A 26,381-nucleotide genomic window follows, 5' to 3' on the forward strand; every position below is an offset into this window, starting at 1 on the left:
AATACACACACAAGGAGTACACCGCATGAGTATCGTAGAAGCCTTGTTTTTAGGGATTGTACAGGGCCTTACCGAATTTCTACCCGTAAGTAGTTCGGGGCACCTGGTGCTTTTTCAAAAGCTTTTTGGGTTAAAGGATGTGCCCCTCTTGTTTGATACCCTGCTCCATTGTGGAACCCTCCTGGCTGTTTTTGTTGCCCTCTGGGATGACATCTGGCCCCTTATTCAGAGACCTTTCCAGAAAACCACGTACCTCGTCATAGTGGCAACCCTTCCCACGGTAATCATAGCCCTGCTCTTTAAAGATTTCATTGAAACAGCCTTCTCCACGGGCGCCTGGCTCGGATGGGGCTTTCTTCTTACCACTACCTTCCTTTTAGTGGGAGAAATACTCTCACGCCGGTTTATCCCTCAGAACACCGCCGCAGAAACAGGGACAACCCAGGGACCAGAAGCGCCAGGGGTCGCTCAGCCCCCCGTTTTAGCGCCCCGGGATACCGCACATCACCATAAGGGGCTCCCCATCAAAGATGCCGCCCAGATGGGATATCTCCGGGCCCTTTTCGTGGGACTCATGCAGGGCATTGCCATTTTCCCCGCCATATCCCGCTCAGGAAGCACCATTGCGGGGGGGCTTATGGCGGGCTGCGAACGGTCCTACGCAGGACGATTCTCGTTCCTCATGGCTATTCCCGCCATCCTGGGGGCCCTGGTATTTCAACTCAAAGATATCATGCACGAAGGCCCTGGCATTCTGGGGGGCCTGTCAGCACCTGTCCTGGTGGTTGGCACCGGAGCAGCAGCCATAACGGGGTTTCTTGCTATAAAACTTCTTCTTAAAATATTACAAAAAGGGCACCTCTGGGGCTTTGCCTGCTACACGGGGTTCCTCGCCCTTTTGATTCTTATGGACCAATACCTGGTACATCTTGTTTTTTAAGCACCCCAAAAACTAAAAGAGGCTAAGGCTTCCCCTGCGAGCCGGGGAGCAAAAAAGCTCTCATCGGGATCGAATGGTGCCAGTTCCGGGGATACGGCTCTTAATCCGGGGATTACCGCTGTAGGTAATGGTCCCGGAACCGGCAATGGTGATATCCAATTCTTCAAAAACACCGAGGTCCGAGTTACCCGCCCCCAATACGGAGATATTCCCCTCTTTTCCGGTCAAGTTATGGGCCTTCAGGGTACCGCGTCCCAACAGTTGATACTCCAGTTTTTCTACGGTACCGGAAATTTCCACCGTTCCCGACCCTAATACCTTTAGCTGAAGCTCTTCTACGTTGACTGGTAACGACACCGTGCCTGAACCGGCAAGCTCTAACAGAAAGGACGGTCCTTCAAGCGTCGAATCCCCCCGTACGTCTGCCATCCCCGCAATCGAAATTTTTTCAAGGTGGTCGGCGATTGTTATAGAATATTCGATAGGCGCATTTTTTAAAAATAGAAAATTCTTTTGTTGTCCCAGCACCAGGGTACGCCCTTCTACCCGTGTATCAAGGGAATCTATGACGTTTTTATCTGCCCGGATGGTGACGGCCCAGGCATCGCCTTTTCGAAACACTACCCGGCCGGCGCCGGGGATGCTCACCTGCGAAAAAGGGGAAAGTTCCTTTCGTACTTCCACTATTTCGCCCGAAAGCTCCCGTTCATTCTGCACCGAAAGAAATGAAGGCAATTGCAGCGTCCCCCCTTTTTGAGAGGGGCTCCTTCGAGTAAGCCCATAAAAGGTGCTCCCCACCGTGATAAGCCCCACAAGGAGTAACCCATAGGCAATAACCTTTTTCATTTCCAGCCCCTCCCCATTCTCTTTCTTATAATACCCAGAGAAAGAAAGCTCGGTAAATATGGCGTATCCTAACTGCGACCCTATATTTCTACACAGATAACCGCCACATCGTCCATATATTGCCCTCCTCTGGCAAATTCATGGACGAGCACCGAAGGAACTTCATCCAAGGGAACATCTCGAATCATGTTTTCCGCCGCCTGTAAATACTTCATTCCCTCTACCCAGGCCATGGTCTTATGGGTTTCAGGGCTTTTCACTTCCAAAAGGCCATCGGTACAGAGGATAAAGCGGTCCCCTGAGGCAATATCAATGGTTTCGCTCCGATACTGCACCCCCTCCAGCATCGCGATAGGTGGATTATCTGTTTGAAGTAACCGCCCGTTCCCTCCGGAGCCCCCTTTTTGCGAAGCGAGATGAAGAATCGGAGGGTGTCCGGCGGTAAGGTACGTGGCTTTCAAAGAACGACGATTCACCCGCAGGGCCGCGGCCGTAAGGTAGGTGTCCTGGCAAACCGTCTGGGCAAGGATATTTCCCATGTAGCTAAAGGTTTCTTCCATCGTGTACGTAGGAGTAGAAAACTGCTTTAGGAGGACCTTTACCGCGGGGGTAATAAAACTGGTCCCCACCTCATGGCCTGCCACATCCACCATGACGTAGAGGTAAATATCGTCTGCTACTCGAATCACATCGTAAAAGTCTCCCCCCACCTCATGCAGGGATTGATAGTAGACCGCAAAGTGCGCCTCAGGGAAGTCGGCCGGCTGAATTAATAGGGCGTGCTGGGCTTCCTTGATTTGCCGCATGCTTTCTATTTTACTCTGAAGAAGCTCCTGATTTGCCATACTCAGCCGAATGTGGACCCGAACCCGGGCCTTTATTTCCGCTGGTCTGGCGGATTTCACAATATAATCCACCGCCCCTAATTCAAAGGCCCTGAGTTTTGAGTCCTCATCATCCAGGCTGGTGAGCATAATCACCGGGATTCCCGCCAGAGAAGGGGCGGCCTTAAGGCGTTTTAGGGTTTCAAAGCCATCAATGCCTCCCATTATTACATCCAAAAGAATTAAAAGGGGCCGTTCTTTTTCTGCTACGGCAAGACAGGTCTCTCCGCTCGAAGCTTCTATAACCCTATAGCCCTCTTCGTCCAGGATATAGTGCAAGTAACTCCGGTTTACCGCCGAATCGTCCACAATCAACACAGGGTATACCGTATCAAGCATAGAATTGTTCCCTCATAAAAAGGGGGCCGCTTTTCTAACCACCCTACAATCCCCTAGCCAGGGTATCCCCCGCTTTTGTGGGCAGCATATTCCCGCGTGGCACACCCATTTCTCAAAAGAAAAAATATTTCTCTTCAAAAGGCGAGGGACATACCACAATAATTAACTATAGATGAAAAATGACGAACCTGCAAAACCTTGTCTTGGGGGGAAAATACAGACCTAATTTTATCGAAAATTCTTGACCTTTAGATAGATACCTCATTATTTTAACAATTGAGACTATATCACCAATACGTTTAGGGAATAATAATGTCAAAGCAGCACCATCACGAGCAAAGAACAGAAGAACAGAGGGAGCAGAATTTTTCCTCGGGCGAAAAGAAAACTGAACAGGGCTCCCCTCAGGAGCAAAAAAAAGAAGAGGGTTCCCATGGGGGGGAAACTACTTCTGCCCAAACCCCTGAGGGTCTGCAACAAGAAGAAGGGAAAGGATCTTCCTCCGCAGAAGAAGAAGAGGACCTCAAGGCAAAAGTTGCTTCCCTTCAGGCTGAAGTAGAGGCCCTCCGGGACCAGTATCTCCGCAAAGTGGCGGACTTTGAAAATTTCAGGAAACGGATGCAACGGGAAAAACAGGAGGCCATCGAATTTGCGAATCAGAGTCTCCTGTTGGATCTTATCCCCGTCATTGATGACTTTGAACGGGCGATTCGTTCCAGCGAGGCTTCCCGGGATTATGGTACCCTCCACGAAGGGATCAGCATGATCGAAAAAAGTCTAATTTCCATGCTGGAAAATAAATGGGGGCTAAAACGCTTTGAATCCCGGGGAGAGCCCTTCGATCCCAATCGGCATGAGGCCATAATGATAGAAGAGGATCCCACCATTCCTGAGCCGGTGGTGGGAGAGGATCTTATCAAGGGATATCTCCTTAAGGACCGGATAATCCGGACGGCAAAAGTAAAGGTCCTCATGCCAAAGGCGTCCAATCAAGGTGCTGGGACAGCCACCCCGAATGGGGCGATGGCCCAGAATGCAGCGGGAACCCCGTCGATGGGTTCCCTATAACAGGAGAAGGAGCACGTTAGACATTCAGCGCAGCTGAATTGAAAGTAAAGAGGAGTAGCACTATGGGAAAAATAATCGGTATTGACTTAGGAACCACCAACTCTTGTGTAGCGGTTCTGGAAGGGGGAGAACCGGTAGTCATTCAGAACTCGGAGGGAGGACGTACAACCCCCTCGATCGTGGGTTTTACCAGTAAGGGAGAGCGCATCGTTGGTCAGCCCGCCAAGAACCAGATGATTACCAACCCCGAAAATACGATTTACTCCATTAAACGTTTTATGGGGCGTCGGTATTCGGAAGTAACTAACGAAATTAAACTGGTTCCCTACAAAGTGGTGGAACATGGGGATGATGTGCGGGTCGATATTCAGGGCAAGCTTTATTCCCCCCAGGAAATTTCGGCCTTCATTCTCCAAAAAATGAAGAAAACCGCGGAAGACTATCTGGGCGAACCAGTCACTGAAGCGGTTATCACGGTTCCTGCCTACTTTAACGATGCCCAGCGACAGGCAACCAAAGATGCGGGCCGTATCGCAGGGCTCGACGTCAAACGGATTATTAATGAGCCCACCGCTGCAGCCTTAGCCTTCGGTTTTAACAAGGACCAGAAAAAAGAAAAGACCATCGCGGTATATGACCTGGGTGGAGGAACCTTCGATATTTCCATTCTGGAGCTGGGCGAAGGGGTATTCGAAGTTAAGTCCACTAACGGCGATACCCACCTCGGTGGGGATGACTTTGACCGCCGCATCATGGAATGGCTCATTGAAGAATTTAAGAAGGATACCGGCATCGACCTCAGCAAGGACCGCATGGCCCTGCAACGGATCCGGGAGGCCGCTGAAAAGGCCAAGATAGAACTTTCGGCGGTACAGCAGACCGAAATCAATCTCCCCTTTATCACGGCCGATCAGAATGGGCCAAAGCACCTCCAAAAGACCCTGACCCGGGCCAAGTTCGAGCAGATGGTCGATGACCTTCTTGAACGAACCAAGGAACCCTGCCGAAAGGCGTTGGCCGATGCGGGACTTACGGTAGATCAGATTGATGAGGTGATCCTGGTCGGTGGTTCTACCCGCATCCCCGCGGTTCAAAGAATAGTTAAGGAACTCTTTAACAAAGAACCCAATAAGGGAGTAAACCCTGACGAAGCAGTAGCCATCGGCGCAGCTATTCAGGGAGGCATCCTGGGTGGTGACGTAAAGGACGTGCTTCTGTTGGACGTTACCCCCCTCTCGCTGGGTATCGAGACCCTGGGTGGCGTGATGACCAAGCTCATCCCGCGCAATACGACCATTCCCACCCGGAAGAGCCAGATTTTCTCCACCGCCGCCGACGGCCAGACCGCCGTTTCTATCCATGTTCTTCAGGGCGAACGGGAAATGGCAAGCCAGAACCGTACCCTGGGACGGTTCGACCTGGTAGGTATTCCGCCGGCACCGCGGGGGGTACCACAGATCGAGGTTACCTTTGACATTGACGCCAACGGTATTGTCCATGTCTCCGCAAAGGATCTAGGAACCGGTAAAGAGCAAAAGATCCGTATCGAAAGCTCCTCAGGTCTCTCGGAAGCCGAAATTGAACGGATGATAAAAGAAGCGGAAGCCCATGCGGAAGAGGACCGGCGGGAGCGAGAACGAGCAGAAGCCCGGAACGAAGCGGATACGCTCATTTATACCACCGAGAAAACCCTCCGCGAACTCGGAGACAAGGTGAATGCCTCCGATAAGGCAAGGATTGAAGAGGCTATTGCGGACCTGAAGAAGGCCATGGAAGGCACCGATACGGCCACTATAAAGGCAAAAACCGAGGCCCTGAAGCAAGCGTCGTATAAGATTGCGGAGGAAATGTATAAGCACGCCAGTCCTCAGGGAGCAACGGGACAGGATTATTCCGGTTATTCCCAGAGTGGTGGTTCCTCCAGTAAAGGGGCCGAAGACGTGGACTACGAAGTAGTAGACGACGATAAAAAATAATTCTGTAGTAAAGAAGGGATGCCGACGTGGCAAAACGGGATTACTATGAAGTCTTAGGCCTTCAACGGGGAGCCTCAAAGGATGAAATCAAGAAGGCCTACCGCCGCCTGGCGGTGCAGTACCACCCGGACAAAAATCCGGGGAATAAAGAGGCGGAAGAAAAATTCAAAGAAGCCACCGAAGCGTATGAGGTGCTTTCCGACGACCAGAAGCGGGCGGCCTATGACCAATTTGGCTTTGCTGGCGTAGAAGGAATGGGCGGGGGACAGCAAGACTTCTCGTCGGCGTTCCGTGATTTTGAAGACATCTTTGGAGATTTCTCTGGTATCTTTGATACCTTCTTTGGGGGTGGGACTCGCCGTTCATCCCGCACCACGAGCGGGGTCCGGCAGGGTTCTAACCTTCGGTACGACGTAGAAATCCCCTTCCAGGATGCGGTATTCGGCACAAAAGTAGAAATCCAGTATTCCCGTAACGATACCTGTCCAGCCTGCCATGGAACCGGTTCTGCCGGGGGGGCGGGTCGGCGGGTATGTCCTAGCTGCGCCGGTTCTGGCCAGATCCGGCGCAGCCAGGGGTTCTTCTCCATCGCATCCCCCTGTCCCACCTGCGGTGGGGAGGGGTATGTGATTGAGCACCCCTGTAAGGAATGTAACGGCCTGGGAACCCAGAAAAAACGGCAAAAGATCATGGTTACCATCCCTCCCGGGATCGAAGATGGGAAACGAATCGTTATCCCCCATCAGGGAGATGTAGGGCCGAACGGTGGACCACCGGGGGATCTTTACGTCTTTATCCATATCAAACCCCATGAATATTTTGAACGGGATGGGCTCGATTTGTATTGTGCCATACCTATTTCCATTACCCAGGCCACCCTCGGGTCGGAAATCTATGTTACTACCCTGGAAGGGAAAAAGATCAAGGTAAAAATTCCTGCGGGAATCCAGCATGGAAAGATGCTCCGGATAAAAGAGGAAGGTATCCCCAGCGGTGGCCGGCGAGGAGATTTGTATATTAAACTCTATATTGAAATACCTACAAAACTTTCTAAACGGGGCCGGGAACTCCTCGAAGAACTGGCCCGTATAGAAGGGGAAAACAGCAATCCTAATCCTATTCCCCTTTCCCAGATTCGGGATCGGTCCTAAGACCCATTTTTAAACAAAGAAACAACCAGAACAGGCGGCCCCTTACGGTTTAAAGGGGCCGTTCGTTTTTTACTGTCCCTTTTTCTTCTTCCAGGGTCCAAGAAATCATTCAAAACTTGCTAATTCTGCTCCGATACAGTAAAAGGGGCAAGGTTTCATACCCCGAAGTCTGTTTTATTACGTACGAGTTAAAAAAGCTCTTCAAAATTGACAATTTTACAGGTATGGCAGTATAACTATACAAGGCGGTATTGTATGTACAGAACAAATAAAAAGATTCTCGAAATACTCATCTTCGTTCTGGCTGCGGCGCTTTTTACGGGTGCTACTTCTTTTTTTGTACGAAATCTCCCTTTTTATGGAATCATTGTCATTGCCAGCGTGAGTTATATTCTTGTTCGCTTATTGTATGAATACGGGCTTCAGAGAATTCAACGCTTTCTGTATGAATGGTATTTTGTTAAAGGAGAAAGTAGAGAGCTGGGTCTTTTCGTAGATCGACTCCGCTTTTGCTTTACCATCAGTGACCTCATTCGAGCCTTTCGTGAAATTCTGGAAACCCGTCTTGATAGCACGGTGCTTTTCGTAGATATGACCAAACGCTACCTTATCTACAACAGTTCTTCGCTTATCGGTATGGACCAGTATAACTTCCAGGAATTGGTTCGTCACTATGATAACTGGAAAAACGGAATTTATTTCTTTGATGACCATCTGGACCTTGTATCGAGCAGCAAAAAGGCCCGGGGTTTTTTCATGGTGGTAAACAATCTCCATTGCTATGTGTACATGCGATACCTTCGCAACATGGATCCTGATATTTTTCCTCAGATTTATACGGAATTCACCAATTTTTTAAAACGAAACGAAACCATAGAAAAAATGTATGCCATTGCGGCGGTCTCTAAAGAATGGTCTATGATCGCAGAGACCCAAAAGGCCTTTCTTCCCAAGAAGCTCCCGGAAATCCAGGGACTTCAACTGGCTTCCTACTTTAAGCCCCTGGTAAACGTGTCAGGGGACTATTTCGATGTATTACCCATCGATGAATACCGAACGCTCCTGTTACTGGGCGATGTTTCGGGCAAAGGACTTGCCGCAGCCCTTATCATGGGAATCGTGGTAAACACCATTCGCATCATGGAAAAGAAGGATGACCTGGAACTGGTTATTCGCACGGTAGACAGCGCCATCAAGGGAATGCGGCTTGAGGATAAATACACGGTTATGTTTGTAGGTATCATCGATACCCGGGAAATGAAACTCACCTATGTAAATGCCTCAATGGCGGATCCCCTTATAATTTCAGAAACCCGGGCAGGACGACAGATCCGTCGTCTTGGCTCCACCTGCAGTGTGATTGGGATTCTTGACCTCGATGAAGTAGGGGTAGAAACAGTTCCTCTCCTTAAGGGGGATGTCCTCTTGATGGCCTCTGATGGAGTCTCAGAAGTGAGCAACGAAGCGGGGGAAATGCTGGGAGATACGGATAAGTGGATCGATTTTATCCTTGAGCAATCTAAAGCCCCGGCCCAGGAATTTGTAGGGGCCCTTTCTAACCTCGTTATAGAACATGCGGGGGGAATGAAATTACGGGACGATGTTACCATTCTCGTAGCTAAAATACAGGAGTAATCCGATGGTTTTTTCATTGCTAAACTATCTTATTTTTGCAAGTCTCCTTATTTATGGATTCCGGCTCCGCTTTAAGGGGGCCGAAACCTACCATAACGATCTCATCTTTTACTACTGTATTGCAGTGGCCCTGGCGGCACTGGGCATCGGCGCAGGGTACTCGGCGGCTTCTTCAGGATACAAGGGAGCATCTCTGTTCTTTATTAAACTGACAGCCCTCATGGCCCTGGGCACCCACTTTCTTGTTTTCCTCTTGACTGTCTCTTTCCCCTCTGCAAAAAAAGGAGCAATTCTGAGGAATTTTATCCTTCTTGTATGGTTGGTAGGGGCGGCCTTTATCCTTTTCACCAACCAATACCTTGAAGATATTTCGTTTCAGGATGGAAACCTTGCCCAGATACGGGGCCCCTTCTATCTTCCCTTTACCGTTGGAGGACTGGCGTTAGGACTACTATCGGCCCTGATACTTTTTATTCGTCAGTTCTCTTTTGAAAGCAAAATCTACAAACTACAGAGCGGCATTCTTGTTATTGGTATTCTCGTGGGATATGTAATTACGTTTCTCTTAGGGGTAGGGCTCCCCCACTTTCTGAATGTCCGCTGGGTATATCCCCTCATGATGTTTGGTGCTGCCCTTATGGCCGTTGTTCTGGGATATGGGGTATCCCTTACAAGGATTGTAGATCTTTTCGTAGTAATTACCTCTGTTCTTTCTTTCATTTTGTATTTCTTTGTTGTTGGTGGGGTCACCGGTTTCGTTTATGCATTGGTATATCTCCTAGTAAAAGAAATGAATCCTCTTCTTTTATTTGGCCTTGGGGTAGTAGTATTCCTACTAGCAGAACGGATTGGTTCATTCTTACAGACCCGATTTAAACGAATTCTTCTTGGAGAGCGGGCTTACGCAGAACGACTGGAAGAAGATCTTTCTTCCCTCGATTATTCAAAAGGACGAGATGCGGTAATCCAGGATTTTCTGGATTCAATCCAAAAGCGCATTGCCTGTTCTTCGGTACATCTGTTCATAGAAAACAATCAAAATGAACTGGCCCTGGTTCGTTCAATATCCAGAACTCAGACCATTGAATCATATACCATCCCTATAAAAACTCCCTTTATCGACCTCATGTTGAACAATGATGTGTCTATTCTGATAAAAACTGAGGTCATTACAAATTATGATTACCACACGGTAAAAGAGGAAATCCTGGACCTCCTGGATAAATTTTCCTCCGATGCCCTGGTTCTCCTCCGGGACGGGCGGGATATTATCGGACTCCTTTTGATAGGGAGTAAAATCAATGGAAGTGACTTTCTGGATTACGATTACGAAGCCCTGTTACGGGTGTATGGGAAGCTCTTTGTTACCGCCTACTATCTTAAGAATATCGCCCAGCAATCCCTTGTCACTACGGTAGACCGGGAAATTGAATATTCGGAGCAGATTATCCAGTCCCTCCAGGAAAACATGGACCGGATCGAACATCCCCATGCAGACATTGCTTTTATGACCCGCTCTACCCGAAAATTGGGGGGGGACTTCATCGATTTTGTCCGCATGACCCCTGATCGATACATGTGTGTTATCGGTGACGTATCGGGGAAAGGGCTTAACGCCAGTATGAGTATGATCATCCTTAAATCGATGATCCGGACATTCTTAAAAGAAACCAAGGATTTTAAGAGCCTTATTATTAAAATAAATAGCTTTATAAAGCAGTACCTACCCCGGGGAACTTTTTTTTCGGGCCTTATCGGGCTTTTTGATTTTAAAGAACGGAGCCTCTACTTTGTAAACTGCGGTATTCCCGTGATGTACCTGCTTTCAGTATCGTACAACAACCCTGTAGAAATTCAGGGAACAGGGAAGGTTCTGGGGTTCGTAAAAGATATTGGGCCATACCTTAATGTTCGGAAGGCAGCCTTTAAAAGTGGGGACATTCTCCTCATGACCACCGATGGTTTGACCGACGCAGAGTCGGTTCGAGGAGTTCGGTTTGGCAAAGAACGGATACAAAAAAATCTTTTGGAAAACCGAAGTGTTTCGGCAGAACGGATCGTCCGATTCCTGGAGGAAGCGGTTATCGAGTTTGTTTCCCAGGAATTGAATGACGATATCACTATTCTGGCTATAAAATTTCTCTAGAAGAGGTAATCTATGGATCATCTAAACATAAGTGAGCGGCCGGGCGATAATTACGTACTTCTTGAAATCATGGGAACTATCAATTCGTATACCTATAGTGATTTTCAGCAACGGGTCTATACCCTTATCGATCAAACCAATCTGGTGCTTGATATGAGTCGGGTTTCAAGCCTTTCTTCGTCTGGGCTCGGGGTTTTGATGTCGGCTATCGAAATTGGACAGGAACGGGGGCACAAGCTATATATCCTTAATCCGAGCGAAATTGTACGGTTGGCGATAGAATCTACGGGCTTCCCTGAACTTTTCCAGATTATCCGCTCTATCCATGAGGTTCGTTAAATCTTATATTGCGGGGATTTTGTTCTGGATACTGGTAGTAACTTTTTCTTGTTCAGGAAAGGAAGAAAAGGCAAATGCCGAAGAAATAGGGAAGATAATAACACCTTCCCTGGCAGAGCAAATTCAGGCAACCGCTGAATCCCTGAGGCTCCCCCGGAATATATATGAACCACTCCTCGCAAAGGCCCGCAAGACACCCGATGCAGTTATACGGGAACTCACCGTCATATACAACCTTGACCCTTATCTCTGGAAGCTGGTGGACAAGCAGCATGGTCTCGATCCTTCCTATGAACCAGCCGATTTAGTACCCCTCCGATCTAATGTCTACCGTCTTTCCCGGGAAGGACTTACACTTCGCCAGGAAGCAGCGAAAGCCCTGGAAGCTATGGCCGAGGCGGCCCGAAAAGAAGGGGTAACGTTGGTGGTATCTTCCACCTATCGTTCTTACAATTATCAAAAAAGTGTGTACGAACGAAATGTGCGGCAAATGGGTCAGGCTGCGACAGATCGGGAATCGGCCAGACCGGGACACAGTCAGCACCAGCTAGGAACGGTGGTAGACTTTGGCAGTATCGACGATAGTTTTGCTAAAACTGCCGCAAGCCGTTGGTTAGAACGAAATGCAAGCCGCTATGGCTGGTCCCTTTCTTTTCCGCAGGGGTATGAAGCTGTTACCGGGTATCGATGGGAAAGCTGGCACTATCGGTATCTGAGCCCTGTCCTCTGTGATTTTATTGACACCTATTTCCAGGGGATTCAACAGTATGGATTGCTTTTCCTGCATTATTTTCAGGAACCCTTTAAAAAGAGCTTTATGCCCTCATCGTACCCGCTGCCATGACCACAGCTTTACAAGGTGAGGAGGTATGGTAGGCTCATAAGCAGAGGATAGGAACATTAAAGAGATACGCCGGGCATGAGCGGCGGGCAGCCTTTGTCGAACCTGGGAAAAGCGGGAGAAGTCTGCGACTTACTCTGCTTCTCCTTCCAAGAACTGGGGCAGGTTTTTCACAAAGTCCCGAATTTCGTCCCGGACCCGTCGGTAATGAGTAAGGGCTTCTTCTTCAGAGGCAGCATTCTTTGCCAGCGCCGGGGGATCCTGAAAAGAACGGTGAAAGATCCTGGCCTTCCCGGGGAAGCGGGGACAGGATTCGGCCGCATGGTCGCAGACGGTAATCACGAAATCAATTCCTTTATCCAGAAGTTCCTGGACATGCTTGGATCGATGGGAAGAAATATCCACCCCTGCTTCGGCCATCACCCGAACCGCATGGGGATTAAGTCCATGGGTTTCTATACCGGCAGAAAACACCTCATAGCGATCATTCCAATAGTGCCGGGCCCAGCCTTCGGCCATCTGGGAACGACAGGAATTACCGGTGCATAGGAAAAGCACCTTTTTCTTATCACTCATGGGCCCCCCTGGGGAAAACTATAAAATATGTTCCAGGAAGCGTTTTGTCCGTTCCTCTTTGGGATTAGTAAAAAATTCTTCTGGCGGAGCCGTTTCGATAATCTGGCCCTGGTCCATAAAAATGACCCGGTTTGCCGCGGCGCGGGCAAAACCCATTTCATGGGATACTACGAGCATGGTCATTCCCTCCCGGGCAAGGTTGGTCATTACATCCAGCACCTCTTTTATCATCTCCGGATCGAGGGCGCTCGTGGGTTCATCAAAAAGCATTACCTTCGGATTCATAGCCAGGGCTCGGGCTATGGCTACCCGCTGCTGCTGTCCCCCAGACAGTTGGTCCGGGTAAGCCCGGGCCTTATCAGAAAGGCCCACCTTTTTTAAGAGCCTGAGGGCTGTTTCTTCCGCTTCCAGGGGATCGATTTTCTTTACCGTAACAGGGGCGAGGGTAATATTTTCTATCACCGAAAGATGGGGAAAGAGATTAAAACTCTGAAACACCATTCCCACTTCTTCCCGAATTTTCCGGATATCCGCCTTTTCGTCGGTGACACAGTCCCCATCGATAAAAATAGTGCCGCTATCCAGTCGCTCAAGGCGGTTAATACTTCGCAGGAGGGTGCTTTTCCCTGACCCAGAAGGGCCAATAATGAGGACCACTTCCCCTTTTGATACCTCTAGATCCACACCCCGCAGGGCTTCTACCTTCCCGTAATGCTTACGGGCTCCACGAATACTAATGAAGGGTTCCACGGTTTCGCAACCTTTCTTCCATAATCGCGACAAGTCGCGAAAAGAATAGGGTCATCACGAGGTAAATTAACGCAACGACCGTATAGCTTTCAAAATATCGGAAAGAGGTAGAGGCAAACTCCCTCCCCCGCCGTAAAAGATCCGCCACCGCCAGGATAGAAACGAGGGAAGAATCCTTTAAAAGGGCGATAAATTCATTCCCAATGGGGGGCAAAATTACCTTTATCGTTTGAGGTAAAATTACCTTCCGCATCGCAAGGCCCCGGCTCATACCAAGGGCAAGGGCGGCTTCCATCTGGCCTTTCGGAATGGACTGAATCCCTGCCCGGAATATCTCTGCCATATAGGCTCCATAGCAGATTGACATGGCAAGGATCGCGGCGGCGGGCCCACTAAGCTTTATCCAGTTTCCCAGGGCGTAGTAGATATAAAAAAGTTGCACCAACAGGGGAATGCCCCGGATTATTTCCACATATACGGTGGCAATGCGATTTATCACCACATTATGAGAAATTCTCCCCAGGCCTGCCAAAAGCCCAATAACAAGGGCAAAAGAGATAGCCGCCACGGTTACGCCGAAGGTTACCGCAAGACCATCGGGGACAAAGGCGAGGATCTGGCGGTACGGATCCGGGAACAAAATTACCAGCCCCGCCAGAACCACCAGGGCCCCAAAGAAAGAAATATTCCAGGCCGACAGTACCCCTTCTTCTCCCTTTTGAGGGATAAGGGTACTATCGGTAACGGTAATATGGGTGGGAACAGGGATAAGGTGTTCTTCCCGGTTAGGACCTACCTCCTGCTTCCCCTTTTTTGGGGTACCCGTCCGATTCATGCTTAGTGGAGCCATTTTGCAGCAATTTTATCCAGTGTTCCATTAGCCTTAATAATAGAAAGGCCCTTGTTTATCAGTTCCAACGTCCGGGTGTCTCCTTTTTTCACGGCGATACCCAGCCATTCGTCGGTAAAGGGTTCCCCTACGATTTTAAGCTTCTCTTTGAATTTTGGATTTTGGAGGGCAAAATTAGCCGCGATGGGACTATCGGCTACAACCCCATCTATGCGCCCATTGGCAAGATCCTCAAAGGCAAGACCAATTTCGTCATAGGTAGAACGAAGTATACCAGGGACCTTCTGAATTTCTATATCGCCGGTGGTTCCTATCTGGGCCCCCACCTTTTTACCTACCATGTCTTTAAGAGCGCTTACCCCTTCAAGCTTTTTAGAAACGACCAGCACCTGGCCCGCATTCACGTAGGGCTCAGAAAAATCCATGGTCTTTTTTCGTTCTTCCGTAATCGTCACAGAAGAACAAATGGCATCGTAGGCCCCTGCCTCTAGCCCCGCAAAAATACCATCCCAGGCGGTATTCCGGATTTCCACATCAAAACCGGCCGCTTCGGCAATAGCCTTCATCATATCCGGGGAAAAGCCCACGATATTCTTGTTTTCGTCCACAAATTCCATGGGTGGCCAGGTAGCATCGGAGGCCACCACAATTTTTACACGGCCAGTAGCACCCTTTTCACCAGCCCCGGCCGAATCGGTTTTCTTGCCCCCACAGGAAGCAGACAACACGAGGACCACTCCCAAAAATCCCAGTATTTTCCATCCACTCCAAAACCGTTGTTTCATAAGAACCTTTCCTCCTCTAGCTCTGATAGGCTATTGCCCTGTATCCGTTGTTTTTAACACCCCTATTGTACACCATAATTTCAATTAAATATACTGTTTTGTTGTATATTTATGTATTCATACTGTTAGAGGTTCTCCTGCTAGCCCACCCCAGCCAATACGCTTTCCCAGAACGGGCCTGGGGTGGAATCAGCCCTTTTACTTTACCGCCCTCTTCAGGGCATCCACCTTATCGGTTTTTTCCCAGCTAAAACCGTCTCTCCCAAAATGTCCATAAGTAGCGGTACGGCGATAGATAGGCCTTAATAAATCCAGGGTCTTAATAATTCCCGCCGGGGAAAGATCGAATACTTCCTGGATGGCCTTTTCAATTACCTGCTCCGGAACCCGGCCCGTACCAAAGGTTTCCACCATCACTGACACCGGGAAGGGAACCCCAATGGCGTAGGCCAGTTGGACCTCGCAGCGCTCCGCCAGCCCTGCGGCAACCACATTTTTTGCCACATAGCGAGCCATGTAGGCGGCTGAGCGGTCTACTTTTGTGGGATCCTTCCCTGAAAAGGCGCCTCCCCCGTGACGTCCCATACCGCCGTAGGTATCCACGATGATTTTTCGTCCCGTAAGTCCCGTATCCCCATAGGGCCCACCAATCACAAAGCGGCCGGTGGGGTTAATGAAATAGCGGGTTTTTTCATCCAATAATCCCGTTGGGGCCAGAACAGGTTTTATAATTTCTTCGATGATGGTGTATTTTATTTCATCGTAGGCAATCCCATCATCATGTTGATGGGACACTACCACCGTATCAATCCGAATAGGCTTATGTCCCTGATACACCACCGAAACCTGGCTTTTTGCATCGGGCCGCAACCACGGAATCGTTTTGGCCTTTCGCAAATGGGTGGCCCGCTCAAGGATTCGATGGGCCAGGAGAATAGGAGCAGGCATAAGCTCTGGTGTCTCGCTACAGGCGAAACCAAACATCATGCCCTGGTCTCCCGCACCCTGCTGCCCTTTAAATTCTTCAAGGCCGTTACCCGAAACCCCCTGACTGATATCAGCGGATTGGCCATGGATCATATCGAGCACCGCCATGGATTCATAATCCAATCCATAGGCGGGATCTGTGTAGCCCACTTCTTTTACCACATCCCGGACCACCTGCTGGATATCCACAAAGGTGTTGGTGGTAATCTCACCGCCCACTAACACCATCGCCGTAGAAGCAAAGGTTTCACAGGCCACGCGGCTTGAAGGATCATCCCTAAGGCAGGCATCAAGAATGGCATCAGAAATCTGATCGCAGAGCTTATCAGGATGGCCTTCTCCCACCGATTCGGAGGTAAAAATGTAGGTACGATCACTCATCAGGGTCTCCTCTCGTTAAAATAGGTATTTAAAACCGCCAGGTTCTGGGGATTCTTATAGGTTGAACCTTCGTTGTAAATATATTCCAAGACCGAATGGTATTTTTCCACCACCTTATGGCGCACCAGCTTCATGGTAGAATTGATTAAACCGTCCTTTTCGCTAAAGGGCTCTGGAATAATCTGGAAGGTGGCCGGCGTCCAGTTAAGGGGCACCATATTTTTATACGACGGATCCTGGCGGAAAGAATAGAAACTGTCCTTGATTACCTCAAGGAGTTCTTCCGCTGTCTTTATATGCCGCTCGCGGATGGTCCGACGAACCTTTTCTTCATCCAGGGTTATGAGCGCACAGGTAAATTTCTTGTGGTCGTTCCAGACCATGACCTGATTTATCATGGTAGCGGAGTTTAAGATGGCATCCTCTATTCCTTCGGGGCTGTACTTCTCTCCATCCGCCGAAATCAGGAGGGCCTTCGCTCGTCCGGCCACGGTAAGATACCCATCCGCATCGAGCCAGCCAAGGTCTCCGGTGTGAAGCCAGCCCCCCCGCAGGGCCTCCTGGGTAGCCTCAGGATTCTTAAAATACCCCTTCATTACGTTGGGGCCCCGGACACAAATTTCTCCCTTTTCGCCGGGAGCCGCCACGGTCCCATCTTCCCGTTCAATCCGAATCTCTACATGATCCAGGGGGATACCACTGGTCCCCAGCTTGCAATGTTCCGCAATGTTGGTCGAAATGACCGGCGACGCTTCGGTCATTCCGTAGCCCTGGTACAGGGGCATGCCCAGGGCCCGATAGAACCGCTGTTGACCGATATCAAAGCTCGCCCCTCCCCCGGAAAAGAACTGGGCCCGCCGTCCAAACACTTGCGTACGGACCTTATCCAGTACCAGCTTCCGAAGGGGCCAATAGATAAGACCATTTACAAAGGACTTCAGTGTCTTCGGTGGATGGGTATGGTCCCCCCAATAGGCAATACCACTTTTTATCCCTAGATCAAAAAGGGTCTTCACTATTCCACCCCGCTTATCGATTTCGGCAATGATTTTTTTCATGAAATTCGCCGAAAGGGCCGGCACAGTCATCATAAAGACGGGCTCACATTCCTTAAGGTTCTGGGGGATATTCCGGAGGATCGCCATGGATCCCCCGCGGGAATCTACAAACCAGAGTTGAATACCCCGCTGGACCGCCGCATGGATCCCAACGGTTTGAGCAAAGGAGTGGTCCACTGGAAGGATAACAAAATTCACGTATTTTGCTTCTGGAACTTTAAAAATATTCACCGAATCAAGGCTATTGATATAGTAGTTATAATGGGTAAGCATGATACCCTTCGGGTTCCCGGTGGTTCCCGAGGTATAAGAAATGGTGACCACATCGTCGCCCTGGCAGTTTTTTTCAATTTGATCGAGTTTTGATGCGGTTACCGAAAGAGCCGCCTCCCCCTGGGTCCGACAGTGATCCATCCTGAAAAGCCGGTCCCGGGGAAAATCACAGGAGCTAAGGTCATAGGTTTCATCTAAACAAATGATAGTCAGGGGTTTGCCCGTTTTCTGTTCCACGTCCCGGCACACCCGGGCAATCTTATCAATATGGTTGGTATTGGTGGCCACGATTTTTGCTTCCGAATGTTCAAGTCGATACAGAATTTCTTCCGGCAAAAGTTTGAACGAAAGGGGAACGGCAATGCAACCGGCCATGATGGTGCCGTATTCGGCCACAATCCAGTTGGGACTTCCCTCCGCATAGATAGCAAGCCGGTCCTCCTTCTGCATTCCATAGTTCAACAAAAAGGAGGCAAACAAACGGGCTTCGTCAAAGGTCTGATTAAAGGTTTTATATTTCCAGCCCTCGTCGGTCTTCTGATACGCAAAGGGTTTATCTCCAAATCGCTGCCTTGCCTGGGCTATCATCGTAAAAAGAGTTTCCATACTGACTCCTTTTCCTTTGTCTTACAGACCTTCTACTATATCATACTTTGTAAAGATTTGTATATTCCTTTTGCGCGGGTATTTCCTCATCAGGGGATCTTTCTCTTTCTATATTGTTCTCTCTGACATTTTTCGCCTTAATGTATAAAATAATATCTATATAATTGACATGCAATATATTTTGCATTATTCTGATAAAATCACTAGGATTTAGGATGTCCTTAAAAAAGGAATCTTGGATATAGGGGAGGTTTTTATGAAGAAGCTACTGATCAGTCTTTTCTGCGCTGTCGCGGTTCTTTCCCTGGGGGCACAAACCCTGCGGGACGGGAAATATTTTGCCCAGGAAGAAAATTTCGCGGCCAGCGGATGGAAAAGCCAGGTGGTTCTTGAAGTAAAGGGGGGCAAAATTGTTTCTGCCAATTGGAACGGAGTAAGTAACCTTCCAGGGGTTCCCGATAAGAAAACCTGGGACCGCGGTGGTAACTACAACATGGTAAAATTTGGCAAGGCCCAGGCCGAATGGTACCAACAGGCCGAAAAAGTAGAACAGTACCTTGTCTCTACTCAGGATTACAAATTCAATAAATATAAGGATAAAGAAGGGCACACCGATGCCATCACCGGCGTTTCTATCCATGTAAGCGATTTCTTTGGATTAGTGCAGAAGGCCCTGGCCGCAGGACCGGTTGCAAAAGGGAATTATCCTAAAGATGGCTGGTACTATGCGGAACAGGCAGACTTTGACAAGAATTCCGGATGGAAGGATACGGTTCTTATCACGGTGGTTAATGGCCGGATCGTAGATGTGCTCTGGAATGGTATTTCCAACGACAAGAATAAGAAATCCAAAATTGTAGAATCTGTAAGTGGAAACTACGGGATGGTAAAATTCGGCAAGGCCCAGGCTGAATGGCACGAGCAAGCCGCCCGGGCCCAGGAAGCCCTGCTAAGGGCCCAGGATCCCGCCAAAATTCCGGTTAAGGCAGACGGGAAGACCGACGCTATCACCGGTGTTTCTATCCATGTGGGCTCGTTCCTTCAGTTAGCCACGGAGGCCCTTAAAAAGGCCCGGTAGCCTGGTAGTATCGTAGTTTTGTAATACTCTAATCATCAAAATGCTTTTTTACCTGGGCTATCGAAAATAGCGATAGCCCAGGTAATCAGAAACCACCGAGCCCTATCAGTATGGTAACAAACAAGAAAGACAGCCGGACGTATTTCGGCTGGGGATTGTCCACAGCACGGCGGCCACGGGGCGGACCCACCCCCGGTTTATTACTGAAACAAAGTCAGGGATGCCCCCTCATAATACGAAGAAATCCCTGCCCAGTCCGGTCTAGTGCTGCCCCCTCTTTGTCTAAGGGCTTTTTCTAGCATGCCCTACCATGGTACGGTAAACAAAAAGGCCAGGAGGGCTTCCTTTTCGGAGGCGGTAAAAATCAGATTGCCCAAAAGGCCCTTGCGAGACAAAGAGAAAGGAAGGGTCTTCGTCTGCAGGGTGGTGCCTTTCAAGGCATCAACAAGGCTAAACTCCACAGAGGAGTCACGGGGACGCAAAAAAAGCGTGAACCGGGCGGGGACCTGCATATCCTCCAGCACTTCCACATTACTTCTCTTAATAAGTTTTACTAAAGAACGCTGGATGCTCTCTCGCTCCCTTGATTCTTTTTGCTTCGCCCCCTGTACTTGCGCACCCCCAGAATCATCCTCAGAGAAAACAATCCGCACGGGTAAACGAATGCCGTGTTGCAACAGATATCCCGGATTCAGCGCATACAGGTCCTCTGCAATCTGGCGAGCCCTGGAGAAAGCCCATTGCCGTCGATACAGTTCATAAAGTTTTACGAGACCATCCTGAATAAGGTCCCGCTGCCAGAGGGGATCCAGGGCGTTCAGGGCCGCCTCAATCCGCGGAGCATCTTTCCGGACGATTCCTTCCTCTAAGAGATAGGTAGCTAAGCTCCCGGGGATTTTTGCCACCTCCTCTTCCTGGGCAGCCGTAAGATAGGCAAGGGCCCGTCCCGGATAGTCATCGGAAAAGGCATCATAGTAGGTTTTATTCGCGTCGAGGCTTTGACCTTGAACCGCATAATCGTGCGCAGCCCTTATCGATAAGAGGGCAAAAGCATAATGATGATATCGTTCCTTGACCCATTCGACAAAGGGCCATTGATGGAGCATCTTCTTTTTATGATACAGGCCCCGGTAGGTATCCTCTAGAATCCGGTGAATTTCTCTGTTGTGCCGTATGACGTCGGTTCCGTAGTTAGCTATCCAGGAAAGGTCCTCCTGCGCAAGGCTATGTTCCCCATACTTCCGCGCCTCCTCAAGACGCCCCATGACCTGATACACCTGAGCAAGATTGATTGCCGAAAGGGGGGTGGTGTCTAACTCATAGGCACTCAAGTAATCCGCCATGGTACGGGAAAAATCGAGGCGACGGAGGTACAATTCTCCCCGGGCAAGATGTCCCGAGGCCCGTTCCATCGCCGCCAGGGAAGCTCCCGTCCATTCCAGGGCCCTATCAAATTGATAGAATCGAGATTCCAGAATAGATAGGTTGTAATAGGCCACCGCACTGAACACCATATTCTGGAACCGTTGGGCCTCTTGAATGGCCCGTAAATAGTATTCCTTTGATTTTTCGTAGTTATACTGCTCAGAATAAATCGTTGCCAGGGTCATGTAAAAATGACGGTTCCCGCCGAGCCGCCGAATAGCTTCGGTAAGCAGGGCCTCCCCTTCCTGCAACCGATGGGTTTTAAAATATAACCACCCCAGGTCATTAATGGCATCCCGATCATCGGGTCGTATTTGCAACAGTTCTTTTAAGTACCGTATGGCTCCTTCGCTATCATTCAAATGGGCGACAACGGTGGCAAGCTGATACAGGAGGGTAGTATCAGTGGGAGCAAAACGGTAGGCCTCCTGGTATTCCTTATGGGCAAGGGCGTACAGATTACGGTTATAGTACAGATCTCCCAGGGCAATCATAAAACGTGGATCCTGGGGGAAACGCCTTCTTCCCGTGGAAAGCAAGGTAAGGGCCTCTTCCCAGCGCTCTTCCTCGGAAGCTTCCTGGGCTGCCCTTAAAAGAGACCCTGCATCCTTTTCATCCCCTCCAGCCGTAAGGGGAGGAGGAACATTTTCCTCATATCCTGCCGAAGGCGCTTCTCCCTGGCTCTCTCCCGACTGGGCATAGAGCTCTCTCAAGCTGCCGGTAAGCCCCAGGGGCACCCATAGCAGTAGGAAAAGAAAGAGTCGATTTTTCCGTTTAGGTTGAACCGTCTTTGATGGGGGAGCCCCCGCCACGGCTGTCGGCGGCAACACCAGCGCAAGCACCGGGGCCAGAAATCCAAGGGCCCGACGCCACCAGGGAACATATTGACGATACCACTTCTGGAATGCCCTGTAGGCATTGGTACTGGCTTTGATTGCTTCCGTATCAGGCAAAGCAGAAAAATAAAGCCTTTCCCAAGAATTTTCCAGGTCTGGAAAAGCAACATCCAAAGGTGCTGGCAGAGACCGCCGGGAGGTATGCCAGATCCCCCTTTTCGCAACGATAGCCCCCTCTTCCCATCGATAACCCGCCAACCTAAGAAGGTACATCACCTGTCCTTTAAGGAAGAGGGCTTTCCGTCGCGGGTCCTGGCTTATCTCATAGCCCCATCGCTTCCTGAAACGGAAAAATACGATGAGAGAGAGGTACGCAACACCGAGCACATAGGGCCACCGGCGCCCTATGGCTCGCAGGGTTTTGTGGAAAAAAGAAGCCCGGGGGGAAGCCTTGTCGCTATTCTCCTGTTGTAACGGAACCAGTTGATCCCGGGAAGAAAGAATTTCACCCAACAGTTTTTCAAATTGATCCTGATGGCTCGAAAATGAAAAATTGAAGCGTTCCCCCGCAGCAAGAAGAGTTGTGGTGGGGTCGTACTCTATCCACCCAAAGGAGGGAAAATACACCTCTACCCAGGCGTGCGCCATGTTCGATCGCACGGGGTAATAGTTAAAGTTATTCTCCTGGGGATCGATAAAAAATCCCACCGCTACCCGGCTCGGGATTCCCTGGGCTCGCAACAAAAGGGCCATAGAAAAGGCAAAATAGGAACAGTACCCTTTCTTAACGTCAAAAAGGAAATACCCCAGTTGGTCCCCATCAGGGGCAATCCCCGGTTTAAGGCTATACCGATACTCTCCGTTTTTTAGATACTCGTAAATCGCCTGCACCTTATCCCAGTATCCAGAAGCAGTACCCACAATCGTATCGCTGAGGGCTTTTATGCGGGGGTCCTCTCCATACTCCGTATACCAGGCAATCTCTTCTGGAGAAAGGCCTCCCCCCCCTTGATAGGGAACTTCTTCCTCCACCGACGAAAGTTCATAGGGCAGGACTTCGCTTACTTCGCTTACCACTCGATAGGCGCTATTAAAACTACTGGCCTTCCAGCTTTTAAGGGGCGTGATACGGGCGGGCTGGTTTATCCCAATAAAAGCCTGGGGATCAAAATTGATGATAAAATATTCCTGGGTCAGTTTCTTTCGGTTTTCATAGGTCTTTGTGGAAAGAACTACTTCCCCACCGGGAAGTTGCTGGGGATGTTCCGGAGTATCCCGAGCAGGATCCCGGAAAAATCCATTTTTGGGGTTATAGCCCGATAAAATAAAACGGCGTAAAAAAATATGATCATCCAGGGAATCGTCCTTATGGACGATAAGGACCAGGTCATCTTTCAGCTGGATTTCACTTTCTAATTTTAAGATCTGGGAGAAATCAAAACGAAACAGGTCCGGCTGGAGCAAGCCCCCTCTTTGATGAGAAGTCCCTTCTTCTGCGGGTTTAAGCTGAAGAAACGCTACAAGCAGAATACCTAGAACCGCAAAACCCATGGCCCTCCACCGTTCTCGAGAGGTCAATTGCAAAGCAGGAGGCAAAGAAAAAAGAAAACCCACAAAGATAAGAAACAGAAGCACCGAAAAAACTATCAATTTGATGATAGGGAACTGATATACTTCGACACCGCCCGTGGGTACAAAAAAGAAAAACAAAACCCCGATTCCCAGAAGGGCCACAAGGCAATATCGATGGGCCTGTCGGGATTGAAGTGAGGCGGTAAGCGAAAGGGCGTTCCAGTAGAAGGGAACAATATTCAGGAAAAGCCCCACATCCACATAGAGCAGCAAGGAATCATAGGCCACCGTTCGGGGAGAAACCCAAAGACCAGAAAACAGGATAAGGGCCCGCACGACAAAGGGAAAAATAAAGATGACCGCAGGGACCAAAATAACCTGCCACCGCTTCCCACGCCGCTGGTAATGAGAAAGGGCCACTGCCAGGATAAGAGCGCATCCATGGCTTATGCCAAAGAAGAGAAGGTTTGAAAGTATCCCGCTTATTAATTCCACCTGATAACTGAGTATAAGGTTCGCAAGAAAAAGCGACGCCACCGCTATCGGGGATGTCTCTTTTTTATTTTTATCAACCTCAGAGGAACTGTGAAAAATAATAGAGAAGGGACACTCCTTTCCCTGAACTTTCGAGGAAGATTTTTCTTTTTTTGAAATCCCTTCGATCACCGAAGGATACCTTTTAGAACGTAAGGAAAGAAACATGGGCCATCCTCTGATGAGGAGCATAATATTGCTGACAATCCCGGGCAAGGGTTTCTTCCGCAGGAGAGCCACAGACAAATATCAGTTGAACCGGCGATTGGCACCGGGTGAGCAAAGCGGTAAGGGCCGTGGCCTCAACAGAACGACGGGGAAGGGCGAAAAGGAAGACCCCCTTATCCGGCGGAGGAACGGGAAGGTCTTGCCCTTCCCGTTGTCCATAGGGGAAAGCCAGATAATACGAAAGCTCATTTTTCTGTACCATCTGTAAGGCCCCTCCGGAATATCCCATGAGTAAGGAACCCCGGTGCTCCAACAGTTCTCGCCCAAGCCCCAGGGCAGCATACACTAACCGGTCTGTGCGAGACCACATGGCCTCGGTCGAATACAGTGAAGGATCGGCATAGGTATCTAACAAAAGCACATATTCCGATTGGGGTGGAGGTTCGGTTTCTTCTTTTCGAACAAAAAGTTCCCGGCTATGTCCGTAGAGCTTCCAATTGATACGACGGGGATCATCCCCCGGCACGTAAGGGCGATGATCGGTGAGGTCCTCCGTTTTTTGTACGGTTTTACTCTCCCGCCTCCGTATACCACCCACCACAAAGGGGGGAGAAAAAGCCACCTCCCGAGCAAGGGGCCGAACAAGAAGGGCCGGGGCGCTTTCTCCTTTTCTTTTAGGAAACGCAAGTTCCCAGAAACCCAGAAAATCATATATGACAAGTTCTTCTTTTTTTATTTCATAGGCGCCCCGGGGCCGGGTAGGAAAGGGAAGATCCCTCGTCTCCTCTTTCTCTCGGGGAAGGGAAGCATATACTTCGATGCTCCGGCCATCCCGGCTAGCAAGCACGAGATGGTAGCGCTTAGTGATACCGGGGAACCCCACTTTTTTTATTTTCTTTTCATCCGTCCAGGTAAGAACCCATTGAGGTGGATGGGCTTCGTCGGTTTCTTCGGGCAAGATTCTCCAATGTAAAGCGTTGAGTTCTGCCGGCATCCCCCAGGACACCCAGAAGAGACTTACTACACCATAGAAGAAGCCCGCCAGGCCTCCTATTCCTAAAAGGGTTAATACTACCTCATGGCGAACAACACCTATCACCAGGGCCACGCCACTGACAAGGCAAAAGAGCAGGGCCTCGCCTTTAAGGGAAAGATGCGATTGTCCCTTTTTTGGGGCAACGGGAAGGGGGAAATTCGGTGCTCTAGTCTCGGGGAAGCGTGTACGCTCCCGTCCGGCAGCCTCCCCGCCTATCTTCTCTCCTTCTTTCGGGAGAACGTCTTTTTCCTGCCGGCGGAGGCCTTCCGATAAAGGGTCTTTTTTATCACGAGCGGTAGGTACTGAAGAAAATTCAGGAGATATTCGAAAGGGCCACATGTTTTTTCAGGTAGTGATGGGCTAAGTCCTGGATAAGGGGTTCGGCCCTGGCACGGGGATCCCGTAACTGGACGCGATGGGCTAATACCGCGGGAGCAAGGAAGAGGACATCTTCGTCGGTTACATAGTTTCTCCCATGGAGTAAGGCCCGGGCCTTACAGGCCATAAGAAGGTGCAATCCCGCCCGGGGAGAACAGCCCAAATGAATATCGGGATGTTCCCGGGTACTCCGCACAAGATCGGCGATGCTTTCCTTTAGTTCCTGATGGCAATAGAGGTTTGTCACTGCCGCTCGAGCCGCGAGGAGTTCCTCTTTTTGAACCACCGGTTGAATTTCATGGAGCACCGTTTCGGCGGGATTTTCCGAAAGAATTTCCAGTTCCGCATCCCGATCCGGATATCCTACCGAAAGGCGCATCATAAAACGATCCAACTGGGCCACCGGCAGAGGATAGGTTCCTTCAGTTTCCACGGGGTTCTGGGTGGCAATTACCATAAAGGGCTCTGAAAGATGGTGGGTCGTCGTTCCAATGGTTACCTGTTGCTCGGCCATAGCTTCCAGCAGAGCCGATTGAACCTTGGGGGTGGTCCGGTTAATTTCGTCGGCCAGCACAAAATGAGCAAACACGGGCCCCGGTAGAAAACGAAAGGACCGCGTTTCAGGGTCAAACACATCTACCCCCGTAATATCGTAGGGGAGCACATCGGGGGTACACTGGATACGCTTAAAACTAAGGGGTTTCCCCTGTCCATCGGCCACAAGATGGGCCAGGGTCTTTGCCACCGTAGTTTTCCCTACTCCTGGCATGTCTTCAATAAGCACATGGCCCTTTCCCAGAAGACCAGTAATAAGGGCTTCCAGGAAAAGGGCCTTACCCTTTATAACCTGCTCGGCTCCTTTCTTTAAGCGCGGTCCTACACTGTATATATCCATCGTAGTTTGAGCATAGCATCAAGCGGAT

General features: G+C 49.7%; 20 protein-coding genes. 9 read left to right on the forward strand and 11 right to left on the reverse strand.

Annotated elements, in window-relative coordinates; genetic code table 11:
* The first annotated feature begins 25 nt into the window (after positions 1 to 25).
* A complete protein-coding gene (locus C5O22_RS04210) occupies positions 26 to 940 on the forward strand; it encodes an undecaprenyl-diphosphate phosphatase (protein ID WP_132779946.1) in 915 nt (304 codons plus the stop codon).
* A 60-nt stretch (positions 941 to 1,000) separates the two neighbouring features.
* On the opposite strand, the gene C5O22_RS04215 is transcribed toward C5O22_RS04210, so the two are convergent.
* Entirely contained in the window at positions 1,001 to 1,786 is a 786-nt protein-coding gene (locus C5O22_RS04215) for a head GIN domain-containing protein (protein ID WP_132779947.1), read from the reverse strand.
* 80 nt (positions 1,787 to 1,866) lie between these two features.
* A complete protein-coding gene (locus C5O22_RS04220; protein WP_132779948.1) occupies positions 1,867 to 3,009 on the reverse strand; it encodes a PP2C family protein-serine/threonine phosphatase in 1,143 nt (380 codons plus the stop codon).
* A 312-nt stretch (positions 3,010 to 3,321) separates the two neighbouring features.
* Between C5O22_RS04220 and grpE the strand changes: the two genes are divergently transcribed.
* The 7 genes from grpE (at position 3,322) to C5O22_RS04255 (ending at position 12,168) form a co-directional block, all read left to right on the forward strand.
* Positions 3,322 to 4,077 (forward strand): nucleotide exchange factor GrpE, encoded by a 756-nt coding sequence (gene grpE, locus C5O22_RS04225; protein ID WP_132779949.1) that lies wholly within the window; start codon positions 3,322 to 3,324, stop codon positions 4,075 to 4,077.
* Between the two features lie 62 nt (positions 4,078 to 4,139).
* The gene (dnaK, locus tag C5O22_RS04230) at positions 4,140 to 6,053 is read left to right on the forward strand and encodes a molecular chaperone DnaK (RefSeq protein WP_132779950.1); all 1,914 of its coding nucleotides are present in this window, start codon (positions 4,140 to 4,142) and stop codon (positions 6,051 to 6,053) included.
* Positions 6,054 to 6,079: 26 nt separating this feature from the next.
* Entirely contained in the window at positions 6,080 to 7,204 is a 1,125-nt protein-coding gene (gene dnaJ, locus C5O22_RS04235) for a molecular chaperone DnaJ (RefSeq protein ID WP_132779951.1), read from the forward strand.
* Between the two features lie 255 nt (positions 7,205 to 7,459).
* A complete protein-coding gene (locus C5O22_RS04240; protein ID WP_132779952.1) occupies positions 7,460 to 8,839 on the forward strand; it encodes a PP2C family protein-serine/threonine phosphatase in 1,380 nt (459 codons plus the stop codon).
* A 4-nt stretch (positions 8,840 to 8,843) separates the two neighbouring features.
* The gene (locus C5O22_RS04245) at positions 8,844 to 10,985 is read left to right on the forward strand and encodes a SpoIIE family protein phosphatase (RefSeq protein WP_132779953.1); all 2,142 of its coding nucleotides are present in this window, start codon (positions 8,844 to 8,846) and stop codon (positions 10,983 to 10,985) included.
* A gap of 12 nt (positions 10,986 to 10,997) precedes the next feature.
* Complete coding sequence (locus C5O22_RS04250; protein ID WP_132779954.1) at positions 10,998 to 11,324, forward strand: anti-sigma factor antagonist; 327 nt, start codon at positions 10,998 to 11,000, stop codon at positions 11,322 to 11,324.
* On the forward strand, positions 11,311 to 12,168 hold the full coding sequence (locus C5O22_RS04255) for a M15 family metallopeptidase (RefSeq protein WP_132779955.1): 858 nt from the start codon (positions 11,311 to 11,313) through the stop codon (positions 12,166 to 12,168). Before C5O22_RS04250 ends, C5O22_RS04255 begins: the two co-directional genes overlap by 14 nt.
* Positions 12,169 to 12,297: 129 nt before the next feature.
* Here C5O22_RS04255 and C5O22_RS04260 read toward each other — a convergent pair whose 3' ends face one another.
* From C5O22_RS04260 to C5O22_RS04285, 6 genes are all read right to left on the reverse strand, one after another.
* Positions 12,298 to 12,741 (reverse strand): arsenate reductase ArsC, encoded by a 444-nt coding sequence (locus tag C5O22_RS04260; protein ID WP_132779956.1) that lies wholly within the window; start codon positions 12,739 to 12,741, stop codon positions 12,298 to 12,300.
* 18 nt (positions 12,742 to 12,759) lie between these two features.
* Positions 12,760 to 13,491: an amino acid ABC transporter ATP-binding protein gene (locus tag C5O22_RS04265; protein WP_132779977.1), complete on the reverse strand. Its 732-nt coding sequence runs from the start codon at positions 13,489 to 13,491 to the stop codon at positions 12,760 to 12,762.
* Complete coding sequence (locus C5O22_RS04270) at positions 13,475 to 14,341, reverse strand: amino acid ABC transporter permease (RefSeq protein WP_243692860.1); 867 nt, start codon at positions 14,339 to 14,341, stop codon at positions 13,475 to 13,477. The genes C5O22_RS04265 and C5O22_RS04270 overlap by 17 nt, the downstream gene beginning before the upstream one ends.
* Positions 14,329 to 15,126, reverse strand: coding sequence for a basic amino acid ABC transporter substrate-binding protein (locus C5O22_RS04275; protein WP_132779958.1), 798 nt, complete (start codon positions 15,124 to 15,126; stop codon positions 14,329 to 14,331). The genes C5O22_RS04270 and C5O22_RS04275 overlap by 13 nt, the downstream gene beginning before the upstream one ends.
* A 198-nt stretch (positions 15,127 to 15,324) precedes the next feature.
* Positions 15,325 to 16,494, reverse strand: coding sequence for a methionine adenosyltransferase (metK, locus tag C5O22_RS04280; RefSeq protein WP_165910396.1), 1,170 nt, complete (start codon positions 16,492 to 16,494; stop codon positions 15,325 to 15,327).
* Positions 16,494 to 18,431, reverse strand: a complete 1,938-nt coding sequence (locus C5O22_RS04285; protein WP_132779960.1) for an AMP-dependent synthetase/ligase — start codon at positions 18,429 to 18,431, stop codon at positions 16,494 to 16,496. The genes metK and C5O22_RS04285 overlap by 1 nt, the downstream gene beginning before the upstream one ends.
* Positions 18,432 to 18,687: 256 nt before the next feature.
* Here C5O22_RS04285 and C5O22_RS04290 point away from each other — a divergent pair, with 256 nt between their 5' ends.
* Complete coding sequence (locus C5O22_RS04290; protein WP_132779961.1) at positions 18,688 to 19,509, forward strand: FMN-binding protein; 822 nt, start codon at positions 18,688 to 18,690, stop codon at positions 19,507 to 19,509.
* Between the two features lie 305 nt (positions 19,510 to 19,814).
* On the opposite strand, the gene C5O22_RS04295 is transcribed toward C5O22_RS04290, so the two are convergent.
* The 3 genes from C5O22_RS04295 to C5O22_RS04305 all read right to left on the reverse strand — a co-directional run bounded on the left by C5O22_RS04295 (position 19,815) and on the right by C5O22_RS04305 (position 26,353).
* On the reverse strand, positions 19,815 to 24,044 hold the full coding sequence (locus C5O22_RS04295) for a transglutaminase domain-containing protein (RefSeq protein ID WP_165910397.1): 4,230 nt from the start codon (positions 24,042 to 24,044) through the stop codon (positions 19,815 to 19,817).
* Entirely contained in the window at positions 24,022 to 25,152 is a 1,131-nt protein-coding gene (locus C5O22_RS04300; RefSeq protein ID WP_165910398.1) for a DUF58 domain-containing protein, read from the reverse strand. Before C5O22_RS04300 ends, C5O22_RS04295 begins: the two co-directional genes overlap by 23 nt.
* Positions 25,153 to 25,393: 241 nt before the next feature.
* Complete coding sequence (locus C5O22_RS04305) at positions 25,394 to 26,353, reverse strand: AAA family ATPase (RefSeq protein WP_132779964.1); 960 nt, start codon at positions 26,351 to 26,353, stop codon at positions 25,394 to 25,396.
* Between the last annotated feature and the right edge of the window lie 28 nt (positions 26,354 to 26,381).

It is taken from the genome of Treponema sp. J25, assembly GCF_004343725.1.
GTDB lineage: Bacteria > Spirochaetota > Spirochaetia > Treponematales > Breznakiellaceae > J25.